Origin of the sequence: Luteibacter sp. (genome assembly GCF_051958795.1) — a bacterium.
GTDB lineage: Bacteria > Pseudomonadota > Gammaproteobacteria > Xanthomonadales > Rhodanobacteraceae > Luteibacter.
In genome coordinates this window covers 1-15,824 of sequence record NZ_JBQCFT010000196.1, presented here as the reverse complement: position 1 = coordinate 15,824, position 15,824 = coordinate 1, and the positions used below count along the sequence as shown (strand labels likewise).

The following is a 15,824-nucleotide window of genomic DNA, read 5'->3' as shown; positions in this document are numbered from 1 at the left end:
CGTCGGGGCTGGCCTGTCCTCGCGCGTCGGTTCTGGGGGGGGGGCGGGGGCGGGGGGGCGGGGGGGGGCGCCCCCCCCCCCCCCCCCCCCCCCCCCCCCCCCCCCCCCCACGACGGCTTTAGCTGTTTAGCTTCAGCAGGTCGGCGAAACGGTCGATCACGGCGATTGCGCCGGCGTTATGGACATCCAGCGATTTCGGATAGCCGTAGGTCACGAGCACGTAAGGCACGCCGGCATCCTTCGCCGCGAGCATGTCGCTTTCGGAGTCGCCCACCATCACTACACGATCGAGCGGCACGCCCGCCTCGTCGGCCAGATGCTTCAGCGGCACGCCGCTCGGCTTGCGCTCCGGCAACGTGTTGCCACCGACGATGCCGTCGATATACGGCATCATGCCGCGCGCCTCGAGCAGCGGGCGGACGAATTCTTCGTTCTTGTTCGTGCACACGGCGAGTTTTACGCCCTGCGCATGCAGGGCTACCAGCGTTTCGACCACGCCATCGTAAGCGACCGCATCCAGTGCGGTTTCCGCGTAATGCACCAGGAACCCCGGCATGACGTCGTCGATATCCGCATCGCTGCCCGCATCTTGGAACGCGTAGGTGATCAACTGGCGCGAGCCTTCACCGATCCACCCGGTGATCTGCTTCACGTCGTACACCGGCAGCCGCCAGTCGCTCAGGGTGCGGTTCACCGATTCGGCGATATCCGCCGCGCTGTCCACCAGCGTGCCGTCGAGGTCGAAGATGACGAGGGAATAGGGGAAGGCCAAGGTGCCGCTCCGCGGTAAAAACGTTGATTCTACGCCTTTACGGGCCCCAGGCCGTGGCCAAGCAGCGCCGCGGCGTGGCGGCGGATGGCTTCGCGGTCCACGTCCTTGCGCATCGGGTCATCCTTCCACTTGCGTCGGGCGGCCATGAACAACATGGTTAGCGACATGATCGAAGGCATGACCAGCGCGGGGTCGAGGTCGCGATTCAGCAGGCCCTCGGCCTGCCACTGCAGGATGCGTGCGTGGAAGGCCTCCTGCTTCTTGTAATCGACCTTGTTCCGGGCGTGCTTGCGGAACGTATCGCCCTCGGTGAGCAGGTCGCCGAAGAATACCGGCGCGATCCACTCGTGTTCTTCGGCGACTTCCACGAAACGCTCGGCAACCTTCACGAAGGCGGCGACGGGATCGCCCCTGTACTCCTCGAAGATCGCCTCGACCCGGCCGCGCATCGGCGCGATATGCGCCTCGTGCACCTCGTCGAACAGCTGTTCCCGGGTCTTGAAGTAGTAGTGCACGGCCGCGGGAGTCATCCCGGCGGCACGGGCAATGGCGGCGAGGGTCGTGCCGTTGTAGCCATGGCGGGCGTATAGCGCCAGGGCGATCTCGATGATCCGGCTGCGCTGGTCGGCGCCGTCGGGCTGCGCGTGGGGTCGGCCCGGGGGGCGGCCGCGGCGCGGCCGGCTCGGGGTGTCGATATCGGAATCAGTCATCGCAGATGAATAGCACGGTGTCGGGGTGTTGCCTTGCGGTCCGTTGCCACATATATTAACTGACGACTTAATTAATTTACAGGCCCACCTCGCCGTGAACGCCGTCCACCGTCCCGAACCCGCCGAAACGCCCGCCGGGGTGGTCGAGCCCAGCCTGGCGCCGATCCCGGCCCAGCCATCGCTGCGCCTGCTTTTCCCGGCGCTGATGCTGGTGATGCTTCTGGCGGCGCTCGACCAGACCATCGTCTCCACCGCGCTGCCCACGATCGTCAACGACCTGGGCGGCCTCAGCCAGCTCTCCTGGGTCGTCACCGCCTACCTGCTGACTTCTACCGTCGTGGTGCCGCTCTACGGCAAGTTCGGCGACCTGTACGGGCGCAAGATCGTCCTGCAGGTGGCCATCGTCATCTTCCTGCTGGGCTCGGTGCTGTGCGGCCTGGCCCAGGACATGACCATGCTGATCCTGATGCGCGCCCTGCAGGGTCTCGGCGGCGGCGGCCTGCTGGTCATCACCATGGCGGCGGTGGGCGATGTCGTGCCCCCGGCGGATCGCGGCCGCTACCAGGGCCTGTTCGGTGGCGTCTTCGGCCTCGCGACGGTCATCGGGCCGCTGCTCGGCGGCTTCCTGGTGGATCACCTCACCTGGCGCTGGATCTTCTACGTGAACCTGCCGCTGGGCATCCTGTGCCTGCTGGTGATCGCCGCGGTATTCCACCCGCATACGCGCCACGTAAAGCACGCCATAGACTGGTTCGGTGCGGGTTTCCTCGCCGTCGCACTCAGCTGCATCATCCTGTTCACGACCGAGGGCGGCGCGCAGATGCCGTGGGATTCGATCGCGCTGTGGATGATCCTGGTGATGGGCCTGGTGAGCGTCGTCGGTTTCATCTACGAAGAGCGCATCGCCAGCGAACCGATCATCCCGCTGCACCTGTTCCGCCACCGCACCTTCCTGCTGTGCAGCCTGATCGGCTTCTTCGTCGGCACGGCGCTGTTCGGCTCCACGACCTACCTGCCGCTCTACCTGCAGGTGGTGAAGGGCGTCTCGCCGACGGGTGCAGGCCTGCAGTTGCTGCCGTTGATGGGTGGCGTGCTGGTCAGTTCGATCGTCGCCGGTCGGATCATCAGCCGCATCGGACGCTACCGGATGTTCCCGATCATCGGCACGCTGCTCGGCGCGATCGCCCTGGTCCTGCTGGGCAGCGTGGGCGAAGACGATCCGCTCTACCTGATCTACGGTTACGCCGGCCTGCTGGGCCTCGGCATCGGCATGGTGATGCAGGTGCTGATCCTGGCCGTGCAGAACAGCGTGGACATGAAGCTGATGGGCGTCGCGACCTCGGGCGTCACCATGTTCCGTTCCATCGGTGGCTCGGTGGGCGTATCGGCGTTCGGTGCACTGTTCACGCACGGCCTGCAGGCGCGGATGTCGGCGGATATCCCCGCGGCATCGATCGGGCCGCGCACGTTCTCGCCAGACATGGTGGCGAAGATGCCGGCGGACCTGCATGCGAAGTTCCTGCATGCCTTCGCGTCGTCGCTGCACGTGGTCTACGACGTCGCCGCGGTGGTGGTGTTCCTCGGCTTCGTGCTGGCCTGGTTCCTGCGCGACGTACCGCTACGCCGCGCGGGCGCGAAGGGCTGAGCGGAACCTGGAGGTGCGTAGGAGCTCACCCTGTGAGCGACGCCGTTCGCCTTGCCGTCACAAGGCTTGCAATGTCGGGGCGAGAGATGTCGCCCACAGGGTGGGCTCCTACAGTTCTGCCTTTAGGGTGTGGAAGGGCCGGTCAAGGCGGATGCCGTCGGCGTCCCAGTTGGTCGCGGCCTTGCCATCGACGGTCACGCTCTTCGGTTTCATCCGGCCTGGCCAGAACACCCGCACTGCCGTCCCCGCGCGGATGCCCTTGTCGAGCGTCACGGTGAGCGTATCGCCCTGGCGGCGCGCGGACAGGTTGAGCACGCCATACGCGACCGGCAGTTTCGAAACCTTCAGGCCGTTGGCCGCCACCCATGACGGCGGTGCGCCCGGCAGCAGGTACAGGCCATCGTCCGCCTCGCGCATCAGCATGCCGAAGATCAGACGGGCGTACTCGGCGCCGATCCACGTGTGCGGCATGTCGCCGAGGTAACCCGGGTGGCGCAGGCGCGACTGGACGACCTCGGCCCACATGTTCCACTCGGGCGGCCGGCGGTCACGCACGATGGTGCCGAGGAGCTCCGCGGCGTCCGCGGGCCGGTCCAGGTAGACATAGGTCAGGACATTGCGCAGTTCGTACGGTGTGTACGCGAAGAGTTCGCCCGGCTGCTCGCGCTTGCGCACGTCGGCCAGGTAGCGGTCGAACGTCGTGACGAGCGCGTCATGCGGCAGCACGTCCATCTGCCCGGCGGGATCGAGGGCGATCGAGATACTGGTCGGGTCGCCGTCGCCCAGGTCCGCCGCGGCCGGGATCGTGTCCACGCCTTTCCACGCCATGGTGGCGCGGATCGAGGCACCGACGGACTCACGCAGCGCCGCATATTGCGTGCGCGCATACGCGGCCAGCTCCTTGTCGCCCCACTGGTCGGCGAGCCAGGCACCATCGTGCCAGCCCTTCAGGGCCCACCAGTCGTCCCAATAGCTATGCGTCGGGCTCGAATACCCCTCGTGGCTGATCGATGGCGCGATGATGCCGTGGAAACGCTGCGGGGCAGGCTGGTCGGCGAGGTAGCCGGGCACCATCGTGCGCTCGCGCAGCTCCTGCATGAAGTGCATCGCCGCGCGCACCTTGGGCAGGTAAGGGCGAACCGCCTCGGGCCCGCCACCGAAGCGGGCGACGTCGGCGACCAGGTTGATGAATTCGCCCTGGCTGTCGTACTCGATATCCGAGCCGAACCCGCGGTTGACGGTGCCATCCGCGTTGAGGATTGGCGAGACCAGGCCGTTCTCGTGCACCGCATGGCTGGCGTACCAGTCCAGGTAATCGCGTGCCGTCTTCACTTCACCCATGCGCAGCAGGATCGAAGCGGTGGCGGCGCCGTCGCGGATGAATGAGCGGTTGTAGTTGCGCGGGCCCGCCTGCATCGCATGGCCCGTCTGGTTCACCAGCATGTACGCGGCTTGCGAGCGCAGGATGTCGACCAGCGTTTCGTCGGGCAACGAAAGGCCGACGCTGCCCAGGCGTGCCTGCCATTCGGCGGAGACCTTGCCGGCAAGCGCGTCGAACGCCGCCGCGGTGATCCGCGTGCGGTCGATGGCGGGTGGTTCGGGCAGCGATCCATCGGTATTCGCCGGTGACGTGCCGAGTGGGAAAGCCACGACGACATCGCGGGATTCACCCGGCGCGAGATGCACATCGTAGGCGAGCGCCCCCGCAGCGAGGCCCTGCGGATCCTGCACCGATACAGCCTGCGGCAGCTGGTTCGCGGCGATGGCCGAGGTGATCTCCGTGGCGCCGTGGTCGCCGAACGGGGCGGCGCCCATCGCGTCGGGCTTGCCCAGCGGCACCAGCAGCGTGCGGCCGTTCACATCCACCTTGTCGGCGCCAACGCTGAGCGAGCGGATGGGCGACGGGCCGCCGTTCTGCCACGGTGGATTCACCTGCATCGGCCGCACCGCGAGGAACAGTCGGCCATCGATTGGCGTCGTTCCCTCGTTCGCCAGGTGGTGACGGAGCAGGACGACGGGTTGGGCGCCGTCCTGCACGGCAAACGTTTCCGCCTTCACGGTGAGCCCGGGCGCGGCCGTCCAGCCCACCGATGGCATCGGCTTCCACCGGTCGCGCAACGCATGCGTCCGCTCGCCGTTATCCGCGATGCTCGCCTTGCCATCCGCGCCGCGCCAGATCGCCTGGACCAGCGGGCCGCCCTTGAACGGCTCGATGTCGCCGTACTCATCGAAGATGGCCTTCTGCAGCCCCGCTGGCACGCCGACATCCGTCCAGTACACCTGCTGCATGTGCAACGACGACGGGAACAGCGCGGCGTTCGCACGCGACGCAGCGATCTGGTACCGCTTCATCGGCGTCATCACCCGTGGCGGCGCAAGGAAGCGCAGCCGCGCAATCGTCGGCTCAGCGCTCCCCGCATCGAGGGCGAGACGCAGCATGGTCGCCTTGAACGGCGCATCGACCGCCAGGTAGGACACGTCGCCAGCGTTGCCAGGATCGCTATCGATCGTCTTCCATGCGCCGGACGCATCCTTCGCCTGCAGGGTGGCCGCCGGGCGTGGTCCGGTCCACGTCACCTCGATGCCCGCGATGTCGAGCGGACGAGGCAGGCGGATATCGACCTCGCGCTTCGCGCCGGCTCCACCGACCTTGCGTGGATGGCCGTCCGACCAGAGCGAGGCGGCATCGCCGTTGCCGGCAAGGCCCGTGACCTGCGCGGCATCGCTGGCGGCGATCGGTTCGAATTCGAACACCGAAACGCCCCAGTCCGCGGTGCGTGCCGGTGCGGCCAGGCGCACGTAACGCGCATCCTCCGCCGGAAATACGAGGTATTCCTCGCCGCCGGGTGAGTCCGTGACCGTGTAGACCGGATGGAAGGCCTTGCCGTCGGTCGACACCTGGATCGAGTAGGAGGCGGCGAACCCGCTATCCCAATGGATGCGGACGCCGCCGACGCGCGCCACTTTGCCCAGGTCGACCTGGAACCATTGGCCGGGGCTGAAGGATCCGCCCCAGCGGGTCGTTTCATCGCCATCGATCGCGTGGGCGGGTGCGAGGGCGGGAACCTGCTGGGAGGAACTGCTCGCCTGCCAGCTGCTGCGTCCCGGCAGGCTGGCGGAAAGTGCGGGCGTCGCAAGCAGGGCCGCGACGGAGAAGCAAAGGATCGAACGCATGGGGTACCTCCGGGGAGGTTTCACAGCCTAATCACGTAACGCGATGAAACACAGCCCTCGCGCGTGATGGGGTTCTCGCTCAGCGACGCGTGCCGTACACGCCATCGAGCACCGGCTTCGCGGTGAAACCCGCTTTCTCGAGGCGCGCAGCGACTTCGCTGGGCACATCCCGACCCGTGGTCAGCTTGTTCGGACTGCCGGTGTAATGGAACAGCCGGCCGCCGCGCCGGACCACGCGCGCCAGTTCGTTATAGAACACCTGCGAATAGAGTTCGCCGGCGATGCCGAAGCGCGGCGGGTCGTGCAGGATGGCATCGACCGAGGCGTCGGCCAGCGCCGTGATCCGTTCGGACACATCGCCGTGGGTCAGCTCGAGCCGCCCGCCCGCGCTATCGGCGTCGGGATCGGGCGACCACGGGTTGACCGTGCGCAACCACAGCACATCCGGGTTTTTCTCGAACGACAGCATCCGCGCGACGCCGGCATCGAGGCAGCAGGCGGCGAAATAACCTAGCCCGCCACAGGTGTCGAGCACGACCTTGCCACGAGGTTCAACCAAAGCGACCTTGCGCCGTGCGTCGTCGAGCGGTGATTCCTTCGAGGTCGGCAGCATCTTGATGCCATCGATCTCGAAGGTCGGCACGCCCCATTCGGTGGGAACGAGCTTGATCAGCGAGCCCGAGAAGCGCGACACCGGCTCGAAGGCCGAGCCGTCCCATGCGTAGATCGTCCGGGCCTTTACCTTGCCGGGGTAGGGATACGCCTGGTCACGCCAGGTCCAGCTGCTTTCGCCCAGCGTGGCCGTACCGTCACTGCGGCCGAGGTCGAGCGATCCCTGCCACGTACCGGCGCCGGCCTTGTGGGCGGAAAGCAGGGCCTGGGCCGTGGGTTCGGTAAGGAGGGGGCCGGTGTAGTGCGCCAAGGGAGTGCCAGGAAGGAAGCCAGCCCCGCATGATAGCTGGCCCGGGCTGGCCTCGCCGCCGATCAGGCCGACGGGTGCGGGTGCCCGTGGAACACGGCTTCGATGTTGTGCCCGTCGGGATCCAGGACGAATCCGCCGTAATACCCCTCGTGGTAATGCGAGCGCGGCCCGGGCGGGCCATTGTCGCGGCCACCGTGGGCCAGCGCCGCTTCGTGGAAGGCGTGCACGAGCTGGCGGGACGTCACCCGGAATGCCACATGTACCGGCGGCCGGTTCGGCTCGCCCTTGTAGATCCAGAAATCCGCCTTTCCGCCTTCGCCAAAGCCCGCGACATCCGTGCGGCCGGTCACCGTCGCGGGGAATATCGCGAGTAGTTCATACCCGATCGCGGCGAGCACCTTCTCGTAGAAGGTCTTGCTGCGTTCGAAATCGCTGACGGTCACGCCAGTGTGGTCGATCATCGGGCTTCTCCTGCGGAAGGGGCAGGGCCGGACTGTAGCGCAAGTCAGGTGCCGCAGGTGTCGGTCGCGTTGAGCTTGGTGCCAGCCGAGGCGCCGAAGGCGCTGATGCCGATGCGCGAGCCGGGCACGCTATCGGTATTCTGGCCAGGGAGCGCACTGCCCGTCGTCACGGCGCAGAGCACGAAATACATGGGCTGGCTCGCATTGGTGCGCGTCGAGACGGGCTCGAGCTGTCCTTGCTGCCCAAAGGTGACGACGCCGGTATCGAGTGCGCGTGCCGAGACCAGTGTCAGGGCGCCGCCGGCACGCAGGAGCGCCATGCCCTTGCTGGTATCCGTGCTGTACGCATCCGTTGCCGCGGTGGTCGCTACCGGGTGTGCATACACGAGCCAGCCGGTTTCATAGGTTTTCGTGCCCGAGCAGGTTGCTCCGTCGGCGCTCGCGCACACGGAGACGTAGGTCGCACGGAGCACGGCTTCGGAGCGGGCGTAGTCGATGGATGCCTGCAGGTTGTCGGTTGCGCTGCGTAAGCGATGCTTCTGGATCGTCGTCCGGAAAGAGGGCACTGCGATGGCCACGAGGATCGCGCCAATCACCAGCGCGACCATCAGCTCGAGCAGCGAGAACCCCCGCGCTTTCACCAGCAGCTCCCGTTCGATGTCGTACCCGATTGCCCCTTGACGCCAGCGTTCGTGATCGTCAGTGAGGCACAGGCGTCCTTCTCCTGTGCGCCGCCTTTCACGGGTACGGCCGTCGCCGTAAAACCCTGCGCGGCAAAGGTGTTCACCGCGCTGACCGTGACCGTGGCGTTGTAATAGCCGCTGTCGGAGATAGCCGTCGTGGTCGTCGAAAAGCCAATGGCCTGCAGGTCCGCGTACTTGTTCTGCTGCGCGTAATAACGTTCCTCGGCATTGGCGATCGCCATCAGCAGCTTCTGGCCGTCCGCGCGCCTGGCACGGAAGCCGTAGCGGTTGTATTGCGGGTAGGCAATGGCGGCGAGGATGGCCATGACCGCCAGCGTGATCATCAGTTCGACCAGGGTGAAGCCGCGCCTGCGCGGGCGGAAGCAGGTCATGTCAGTTCTCGCTATTCAAGACCCTCCAGCCGCGGCGGCGCGCGGTGGGGATCGCATTGCTTGGGGTATTGCCACCGACCGCCGTCGGCTGGCCCGGGATATACGAGCGGCCGCCAGACAGGCTGGCAACCGTGCTCAGCGCACCCGATGTCGCCGCGCCGGTGACGCGCGCGCCGGCGAGGGTGAAGCCCGAACCCAGGTTGTACGACGAGTTGCCGATCGACGCGCCATAGGCGGCGCCGCCTGTCGTGCCGTCGACGGAAAGTACCGAGCCCGAGCTCGAGGTAGTGCAAGGATCATTCGCGGTCGGGATGAGCGTGCTGAAGATCACCGTCCCGGAGCTCGCATCCAGCGCGGGAGTCACCACGACACGCTCACCGGCGGGGTTGCTGAGGTTGATGTACCAACCCGACTTCGTGGCGGGCACGGCATTGCTGGTCAAGCCGATCGCGCCAGTGGTCGCATCGACAGCCATCGTCTGTGCGACCAGCGAAGCCACGCCGATCGGCGTCGCCACGTTCGCGCCAGGGTCGCGCACGCCATAGATCGACTGCGTGGTGGTATCCGCCGTATCTGCCGTACTCAGGAACCGGCCCGTGCCGAACACCACCATGAAATAGGCGGAGTTGGGGTCCGCGACGAGACGCGGCGCGGTAGTGATCGACTGCGCATTCGCCGTCGCGGGCTTGAACAGCAGGCTGACGCCCTGCGATTGCGTCGCGCTGCTCAACGAAGCATTGGATAGATCGATGCGCCACAGGTTCCCGTCAAGGTCACCGGCGAAAGCGACATCGGCCACCTGGTCACCGTCGTAGTCACCCAGGGTCGGGGTGGTCAGACCGTGGCTGGCCGTGGCGCCCAACCCGGTGGGCGTACGGATTTCCTTGAGCAGGGCGCCGGTCTGCGCATCGAGGACAAATAGCGAGCTGTAGGTGTTGCTCGCAGCCGCCACGGTGCTGTCGTCGGGGAAATAGCCACCGGGCACGAGGACTACCCATCGGCCAACGGTCTTGTTCGTGTCCGCATTGCTCCAGGCGATGCGCGCGATGACTGGCGTGCCGAACGTATAGCCCAGGTTGGCCGGCGTGCCTGCCAGTGACACGCTATCGCTGTTGAACTCCCAAAGCACCTTCGAAGCAACGGCCGTGGGTGTGCCCATCGTATCCTTCGACGGGTCGGTGATGTCGATGCCGAACACGCCGCGGCCGCCGTAGCGCAATGAACCGACGAGCAGCGTGTGCCAGCCCTTGGTCGTGTTGTTCGTGGTGTTGGCCGCATTGAAGAATACGTCGCCTGTGACCGGGCTGCCATCGACGGTCGGGGTGAAGGCAAAGCCCTTCAGCTTGGTTTGCGCCGGCAGGTTGGGGTAAACGCTGGCTGGCACATAGGCCCACATCTCGCGCCCTGGGGACGCATTTGCGTCGCTCGCAAGGCGTGCATCGAAGGCATGGAGCATGCCGTCGTTCGCACCGACGTAGACCATGGCCGGGCGCGAGGCCCACTTGGTGAGGAACGCAAGATAACTATCGGTGCTTACCGCCGCGGCCTCCGGCGAGCCCGTGGGGAAGCTGTCGCTGTAGTTGCCGGTGGGCTGTGCCACATAGGTCGGTTGCGAGCCGAAGATCGCGCCCAGGATCGATCCCCGTGTACGGAAGACGCTGCCTTCGTTCGTCTTCGAGCCGCTGAGCCATGCGAGGCGTTGCTGCCCCAGGCCATCGTTGGTCAGCAGCGGCGACGTGCCGTCCGACGCATTCAGGATGGCTTTCTCATTGAGACTCAGGTTATCCCAGGCGAAGGGCGTGCCGGTGCCCGTGCCGGGCCCGGTGCTGGTCGCAATGAGGCGCGGATCGCTGCTGAGGCTGCGCTTGTCCAGCGTATCTGCGGTGGTCCAGAGCGTGGCGCCGACCACGCCGGCGAGGCTCACGCTCTTCGCCTGCAAGGTGCCGCCCCAGGTCGTTGTATCGTAACCGGCGTAATACGCCACGGCGTTGGCCGTCAGCACGTTGGTGCTCAGGCTGAGCGTCAGCGCGGTGGAGCTGCTGGCGATCACCGAGGAGAGGATGCTGCTCAGGCTGTTCACCAGCGAGGTCGGGTCGGCGGCGCTGAAATAGCCGCCGCGGCTGTTGACGGCCGCATGCCAGGTGTCGTCGATGTTGACGGCGCCACCGCTCGTGTCCGGGTTGGGCCACGCCTTGGTGCCCTTGCGAAGCGCGAGGTAGTCGTCGTCGTACGCCAGCGTGCCGGAGATCCCCATCGTCACCATGTATTGCGACATGTGTTGCCAGGTCGCCGGGTCGTTGGACGGATTGAAATAGACCTCGGGCGTCGCCCCCGGCTTGGTTGGGTCCACCGTCGCGCTGGTGGCGGTGATGCCCGTGGTCAGGTCGGGCCAGTACGCCGGGACATTGTTCGTGAGATCGGTACGCAGGTCGGTCGCCCAATAGGCGAACGCGATATCGGCGAGTGACGGTGAGGTCGTGCCGTTCTGGTTCCAGTAGATCTTCGAGTTATTGTCGGTAATCGAATACGCCACGTTGTCCGGGAACGTCGTCGACTTGTTGTCCGGCGGCGCTACGGTGCCTGGCGAATCGCCGTTCCAGTAACCGTCGGTCACCAGCATGTGGAAGTTCTTGCGGCAGGCCAGTTCGCCCGGCGTGCTCGTACTGCCGTTCCAGTACGGATCCTGCGCCGTCGGCGTGGTCGTGCTCAGCTTGCGCTTGAAGAATTCGCCCGCCGCGATCGTGGCGACGCGGGTCGGCGTGCCGCCGCTTGCAGGCACGCCATAGATCCAGTTCATGAACGGGCTCCGCCAGCACGTATCCGACGTGCTGGCCGCGGTGCAACTGCTACCGTTGGCGAGTTCCAGGATCTTGCTCGAGGTGGCAAGCGGGCCGTACGGCAAGCCGGTGTAGAGGAGGGCGCCGGTGTAGTAACTGCCGCTCCCGGACTGGCTTTGAAGGGTCTGCCAGCTCACCCGGACGGCGTTATCCGCTATGGCGCCGAATACGCGGCCTACAGCCGCGCGCGCATTGAAATTGCGGGTGCGGTAGTAGCTGTACCAGATGGCAAAGTTGGCCTGGATCGCCGTCGATTCGTTAGCGACCAGATGGTACGTGCAGGTGCTCTCGTCGGTGCCATTGGTGCAGACGTAGTAGAAGGCGCCGGTATCGTAGGTAGTGACCTTGTTGTTGCCCGTGCCAGTGGTCTTCGATCCGCGCACATTGGTTGGGATCTCAAGGACACCGCAGTTGTTGCCGCTGGTATACCAGCCAGCCTCGTTCGCATCCCGGGGGCAGGGCGAGTTGCCCGCCAGGGTGTTGGTCAGGAAGTTGGTGCTGAATGCGTTGCTGAGGTTAACGGTGACCGGGTCCTTGTAGACCGAGGCGCCCAGGAGGCCACCGGATGGCGACCAGCACTTCTTGGTCAGCGTGTTCGCGCAGTATCCGTCGCGCCATGCGGCGGCGAACGTCGGCGTGCCCAGTGGTTGCCCGAACGCATCCGGTGGCACGACATAGGTGACCGTGGGATCGAAATAGATCGGGTTACCGTCGGCCGAGTAGTAATACTTCTTGTTGTACGAGCTATCCATGGCGTCCGGGATCGACGTGGAGTTCATCGAGCCCGAATCGTCGAAGGTCACCACGATATTCGGCGCTACCTTCGAGGTAACGCCGGGCGGCGTGCGGCTCAGGGTCACCGTGCCGGCCTGTGCCGACGTGCCGATGAACAGCGTCGCGATGCAGGAGAGCAGGGCGCGCCAGGGGCGGGAGGGTCGAGGCATGGCGGGGTCCTTCAGCTCAGCGTGCACGCGAGGAGATTGGGTGTGACGAACGTGGACTCGACGACGCGGATGCTGTTGGGACCGCCACCAGTGGCGCGGGCCGTGATGCGGTAGAGATAGAATCGCGCAGTGGTGCTGCCACCGGATCCCGCTTCGACCGCCCGGCTGGTGGTGTTCGGCGGTGCGCGATCCTGGCCGAGCAGCTCCACGATGTACCGTGGGTTCGCGGCGAGCTGCGCGCTTGCCAGCGTCGCGTCGGTCGGCGCGGCCGTGTAGTCCATGGCAACCGCTGCCCCCTTGTACTCGGTCGCTCCATCCGTAATCCACGTGGATGCGTTGCGGAAGGTCGTCACCTTGGCGCTGACAGTGGCCGGATTGCTGGAGTTGTAGCAACCCAGGCTCCCATCGCCGGAAAAGATCCGCCATTCAACCCCGCGGAGCGCGTTCTCGGCCGACCAGCTGGCCTGCTGGGCATTACGCAGGGCGCCTGCCAGCCGCTCTTGCAGCAGCGACCGGCTCGAGCTGGTGATGGCCACGACCGTCAGCAACAGCAGGAAGATCATGGCGATGACGAGGACGGCGCCGCGTTCCTTTTTCATGGGTTGTAGTTCCTCACCGATACCAGCGTGGTGAACTCGCGGCGCAGCATGTGATTGTCAAAGCCCTGCTGGCTTGGTTTTACCGTTCGGTTCGCATCGTCCGGAGACGCCAGTCCCGTAATGGCGGTGTCGCCGTAGTACTGGTATTGCATGTCACCGTTATTCAGCGCGTACAGCGGCTTTTGCCCGTCCATCAGCACATGCACCTCGATGCTTTGCACGGAGCGCCACAGGCATCCGGGATCGCTGCCCAGCGTGCCGGGGCTGGACGATGCGCAGCTGGTCGCGCTGTCGATATCGGCGGCCGTCCGGAAGCTGGTGTTGCCCGCGGCATCCATTACGCCGTAGAGGAAATCGAGTCGCTCAACGCCGCGCACGACCTCGGAGCTCACGCCGTTCAGGCGGCGCATGAGGGCACCGGTCTTGTTGCCATCGTTATCGTCGACGACCTGAAGGTAGTAGGTGACCGTCTGGTAATCCCGGTTGAAATCGAACAGGCGCGGCGAAACGCCGGTCGGCTGCGAGAGCGTGGTGTAGTTCGAATCCGCAGTGATAGTCGTCCCGGCGACTTTCGCGCTGAACACCTGGGAGGCGTTGCAGTCGGCCAGCATCATCAGGTCGCCGCTCTTGATATCAGTGACCGGCGGTTCCCCGGTTTTCTGCGTCAGGGAGATACTGGTCACGACCTGCGAGGCAACAGTCATCGTGCTGCCCGTGCCATCAAGGGTCCATCCACGTGTTCCATTGAGGTAGCGGATCGTCAGGATATCGCTGCCCAACACGCGGTTTCCCGTGGCCGTGCCCTGGGCGGGGATGACGCCCGCGCTGGTCGACGGACCTTTCGGATCCACGGGTGTGCATGCCGTGGTGGTGCAATCGTATCCACGCATGCCATACCACGAGGGCAGGATGAATGGCGTGGTCGGCGCCGCTGGGTAGGTATTCGTACCGCTCGTCGCGCCCCAGGACGTCGTGACATCCTGCATGGCCGCTTGAAGCGTGGCTCCGGAAAGGATGACCTTTGGCGCCCGCAGGTAGCGATCCAGGGTAAGGGCGCCGTTGGACAAGCCAGCGGATGGCCCGCCCATGTTCGAACAGTACTGTGCGTTCGCCATGCGCAGGTCATTGGTCAGCGAGGTGATGGCAAACCGCCCACCCTCCTGCAGCCGCGCAAGCTGCGCCTGTACCAGGCTGCTGCTGGAAGTCGTGGTGAAGATGTTGACGATGCCGAGCGCGACCAGGATACCCAGCGCCATGGCGACCATCACTTCGATGAGGGACATGCCGCGGGCCGGCGACGCGGGGAGAGTGCTGCGCGGCATCATGGCTGGAAGTTCCAGGCATACGTCCGCGTTACCACGCTGCCGGTGCCTGCGCCGCTGTTGGAGGCAGCCGCGGTACTGCTATCGGTGGCGCTCCGCTCGATCCACGTGATCTTCATGACGCAGTTTCCAGCGTACGGAGGACGCATCTGCAACTGCGTAGCATCGGCCGTGACACCTTTCGTACAGGCGATCGATGCGGCCGGGTTCGGCAGGAAGGTATTGAGCTGCGCGCTCCACTGGGCCTGGTCGCGCTTGGCAAGCTGCGCCGGGGTGCACGCGGCGGCCTTCGTACAATCCTGGGTGACGGTGAGCGGATAGCTCGTCGAATCGTAAGCGCCCGACCAGACGCCAAGTGGGTTGGCCCGCATGCGATCCGCCATGCCCATGGCGACGAACTCCGCCTGCGTGCGCAGGTAACCCATCTGGTTCGATCGGAATGAGATAATCAGAAGACCCGCGAGTCCGACCACGCCGACGCCGAACACCAACACCGCGATGAGCACTTCGATCAGGGAGGCGCCGGTGGCTCTGCCTCGTGGTGACATACAACCCCTTGCTTGCTTGTCTGTTCTCTGCATAACGCCCCCGAGCAGGCAACGAGGCGGCGAGCGCATGGTATCGATCGTCCGGTTTTATCATCCTGCACGTAATGGGTGCGAATGCTGCAAATCCGGCATTTCGAAAGCCGCGAAGTACAACGTAACGCGATTAGCGTGATCAAAACATCACAAATGTGATTCGCATGTCTTTCACGCGCGCTTGATTCAACGATTACATCAGGAGCGCGTTGACGCGATAGGCGTCGATAGTTGCTACGACATGCACAGGAATAATCAACAAATGATTACGAAATATCTCATTCGCAGCGCGACACCTGAAGATCATGGGCCACTGCTGGCACTGTGGCTACGTTCGGTACGCGCGAGTCATGCCTTCCTGTCCGACGCAGACATTGAAGCACTCGTGCCCGCCGTGCGCGATGGCGCGCTCGTTGCGCTGGAGGTCTGGGTGCTTCTCGGTGAAGACGGTACGCCACTGGGGTTCATGGGCCTGGACGGCCCGAAACTCGAGGCGCTTTTCATCGATCCCGACCACGCTGGCAACGGCGGCGGTTCACGGTTGCTCGCACATGCGCGCGCGCTCAAGGGCGCGCTGGCCGTGGACGTGAACGAGCAGAATCCTGCGGCGCTGGCTTTCTATCTTGCGCGCGGGTTCGTCGTCACCGGACGTTCCGAGACCGATGGCGACGGCAGGCCATTCCCGCTACTGCATTTGCGGGAGGCGTAGCACGCATCCCAGTCGCACGAGGGGCGAATCGCTTTCTTGTGGGAGCGCGCTTGCGCGCGATAAGCCAACGCAT

Annotated in this window: 13 protein-coding genes; 2 read left to right on the top strand and 11 right to left on the bottom strand. The window is 65.5% G+C overall.

The window, feature by feature from the left end; all coding sequences use genetic code 11:
- Window positions 1-118: 118 nt before the first annotated feature.
- Complete coding sequence (gene gph, locus ACTHLF_RS09990) at window positions 119-772, bottom strand: phosphoglycolate phosphatase (protein WP_440327058.1); 654 nt, start codon at window positions 770-772, stop codon at window positions 119-121.
- 29 nt (window positions 773-801) lie between these two features.
- Complete coding sequence (locus ACTHLF_RS09985; protein WP_440327056.1) at window positions 802-1,482, bottom strand: TetR/AcrR family transcriptional regulator; 681 nt, start codon at window positions 1,480-1,482, stop codon at window positions 802-804.
- Window positions 1,483-1,576: 94 nt separating this feature from the next.
- Here ACTHLF_RS09985 and ACTHLF_RS09980 point away from each other — a divergent pair, with 94 nt between their 5' ends.
- Window positions 1,577-3,127: an MDR family MFS transporter gene (locus tag ACTHLF_RS09980; RefSeq protein WP_440327054.1), complete on the top strand. Its 1,551-nt coding sequence runs from the start codon at window positions 1,577-1,579 to the stop codon at window positions 3,125-3,127.
- Window positions 3,128-3,235: 108 nt separating this feature from the next.
- On the opposite strand, the gene ACTHLF_RS09975 is transcribed toward ACTHLF_RS09980, so the two are convergent.
- The 9 genes from ACTHLF_RS09975 to pilV all read right to left on the bottom strand — a co-directional run bounded on the left by ACTHLF_RS09975 (window position 3,236) and on the right by pilV (window position 15,009).
- Window positions 3,236-6,301: a discoidin domain-containing protein gene (locus tag ACTHLF_RS09975; protein WP_440327052.1), complete on the bottom strand. Its 3,066-nt coding sequence runs from the start codon at window positions 6,299-6,301 to the stop codon at window positions 3,236-3,238.
- A gap of 79 nt (window positions 6,302-6,380) precedes the next feature.
- Window positions 6,381-7,223 carry a class I SAM-dependent methyltransferase gene (locus ACTHLF_RS09970; RefSeq protein WP_440327051.1) on the bottom strand — a complete coding sequence of 281 codons (843 nt, stop codon included), beginning with the start codon at window positions 7,221-7,223 and terminating at the stop codon, window positions 6,381-6,383.
- A gap of 62 nt (window positions 7,224-7,285) precedes the next feature.
- The gene (locus tag ACTHLF_RS09965; RefSeq protein WP_440327049.1) at window positions 7,286-7,684 is read right to left on the bottom strand and encodes a VOC family protein; all 399 of its coding nucleotides are present in this window, start codon (window positions 7,682-7,684) and stop codon (window positions 7,286-7,288) included.
- Between the two features lie 44 nt (window positions 7,685-7,728).
- On the bottom strand, window positions 7,729-8,325 hold the full coding sequence (locus ACTHLF_RS09960) for a GspH/FimT family pseudopilin (protein WP_440327047.1): 597 nt from the start codon (window positions 8,323-8,325) through the stop codon (window positions 7,729-7,731).
- The gene (locus ACTHLF_RS09955) at window positions 8,322-8,759 is read right to left on the bottom strand and encodes a type IV pilin protein (RefSeq protein WP_440327045.1); all 438 of its coding nucleotides are present in this window, start codon (window positions 8,757-8,759) and stop codon (window positions 8,322-8,324) included. Before ACTHLF_RS09955 ends, ACTHLF_RS09960 begins: the two co-directional genes overlap by 4 nt.
- Before the next feature lies 1 nt (window position 8,760).
- Window positions 8,761-12,540 (bottom strand): pilus assembly protein, encoded by a 3,780-nt coding sequence (locus ACTHLF_RS09950; RefSeq protein ID WP_440327043.1) that lies wholly within the window; start codon window positions 12,538-12,540, stop codon window positions 8,761-8,763.
- 11 nt (window positions 12,541-12,551) lie between these two features.
- Window positions 12,552-13,139 (bottom strand): pilus assembly PilX family protein, encoded by a 588-nt coding sequence (locus ACTHLF_RS09945; protein ID WP_440327041.1) that lies wholly within the window; start codon window positions 13,137-13,139, stop codon window positions 12,552-12,554.
- Window positions 13,136-14,461, bottom strand: coding sequence for a PilW family protein (locus ACTHLF_RS09940; RefSeq protein WP_440327059.1), 1,326 nt, complete (start codon window positions 14,459-14,461; stop codon window positions 13,136-13,138). The genes ACTHLF_RS09945 and ACTHLF_RS09940 overlap by 4 nt, the downstream gene beginning before the upstream one ends.
- Window positions 14,461-15,009 (bottom strand): type IV pilus modification protein PilV, encoded by a 549-nt coding sequence (gene pilV / locus ACTHLF_RS09935; RefSeq protein ID WP_440327039.1) that lies wholly within the window; start codon window positions 15,007-15,009, stop codon window positions 14,461-14,463. The genes ACTHLF_RS09940 and pilV overlap by 1 nt, the downstream gene beginning before the upstream one ends.
- 274 nt (window positions 15,010-15,283) lie before the next feature.
- Between pilV and ACTHLF_RS09930 the strand changes: the two genes are divergently transcribed.
- On the top strand, window positions 15,284-15,751 hold the full coding sequence (locus ACTHLF_RS09930) for a GNAT family N-acetyltransferase (RefSeq protein WP_440327037.1): 468 nt from the start codon (window positions 15,284-15,286) through the stop codon (window positions 15,749-15,751).
- The last annotated feature ends 73 nt before the right edge of the window (window positions 15,752-15,824 follow it).

Excerpts from the sequence above, each read along its gene's own strand:
- ACTHLF_RS09985 (WP_440327056.1), bottom strand. The coding sequence starts at position 1,482 with ATGACTGATTCCGATATCGACACCCCGAGCCGGCCGCGCCGCGGCCGC.
- ACTHLF_RS09975 (WP_440327052.1), bottom strand. The coding sequence starts at position 6,301 with ATGCGTTCGATCCTTTGCTTCTCCGTCGCGGCCCTGCTTGCGACGCCC.
- ACTHLF_RS09965 (WP_440327049.1), bottom strand. The coding sequence starts at position 7,684 with ATGATCGACCACACTGGCGTGACCGTCAGCGATTTCGAACGCAGCAAG.
- ACTHLF_RS09955 (WP_440327045.1), bottom strand. The coding sequence starts at position 8,759 with ATGACCTGCTTCCGCCCGCGCAGGCGCGGCTTCACCCTGGTCGAACTG.
- ACTHLF_RS09950 (WP_440327043.1), bottom strand. The coding sequence starts at position 12,540 with ATGCCTCGACCCTCCCGCCCCTGGCGCGCCCTGCTCTCCTGCATCGCG.
- ACTHLF_RS09945 (WP_440327041.1), bottom strand. The coding sequence starts at position 13,139 with ATGAAAAAGGAACGCGGCGCCGTCCTCGTCATCGCCATGATCTTCCTG.
- ACTHLF_RS09940 (WP_440327059.1), bottom strand. The coding sequence starts at position 14,461 with ATGCCGCGCAGCACTCTCCCCGCGTCGCCGGCCCGCGGCATGTCCCTC.
- pilV (WP_440327039.1), bottom strand. The coding sequence starts at position 15,009 with ATGTCACCACGAGGCAGAGCCACCGGCGCCTCCCTGATCGAAGTGCTC.
- ACTHLF_RS09930 (WP_440327037.1), top strand. The coding sequence starts at position 15,284 with ATGCACAGGAATAATCAACAAATGATTACGAAATATCTCATTCGCAGC.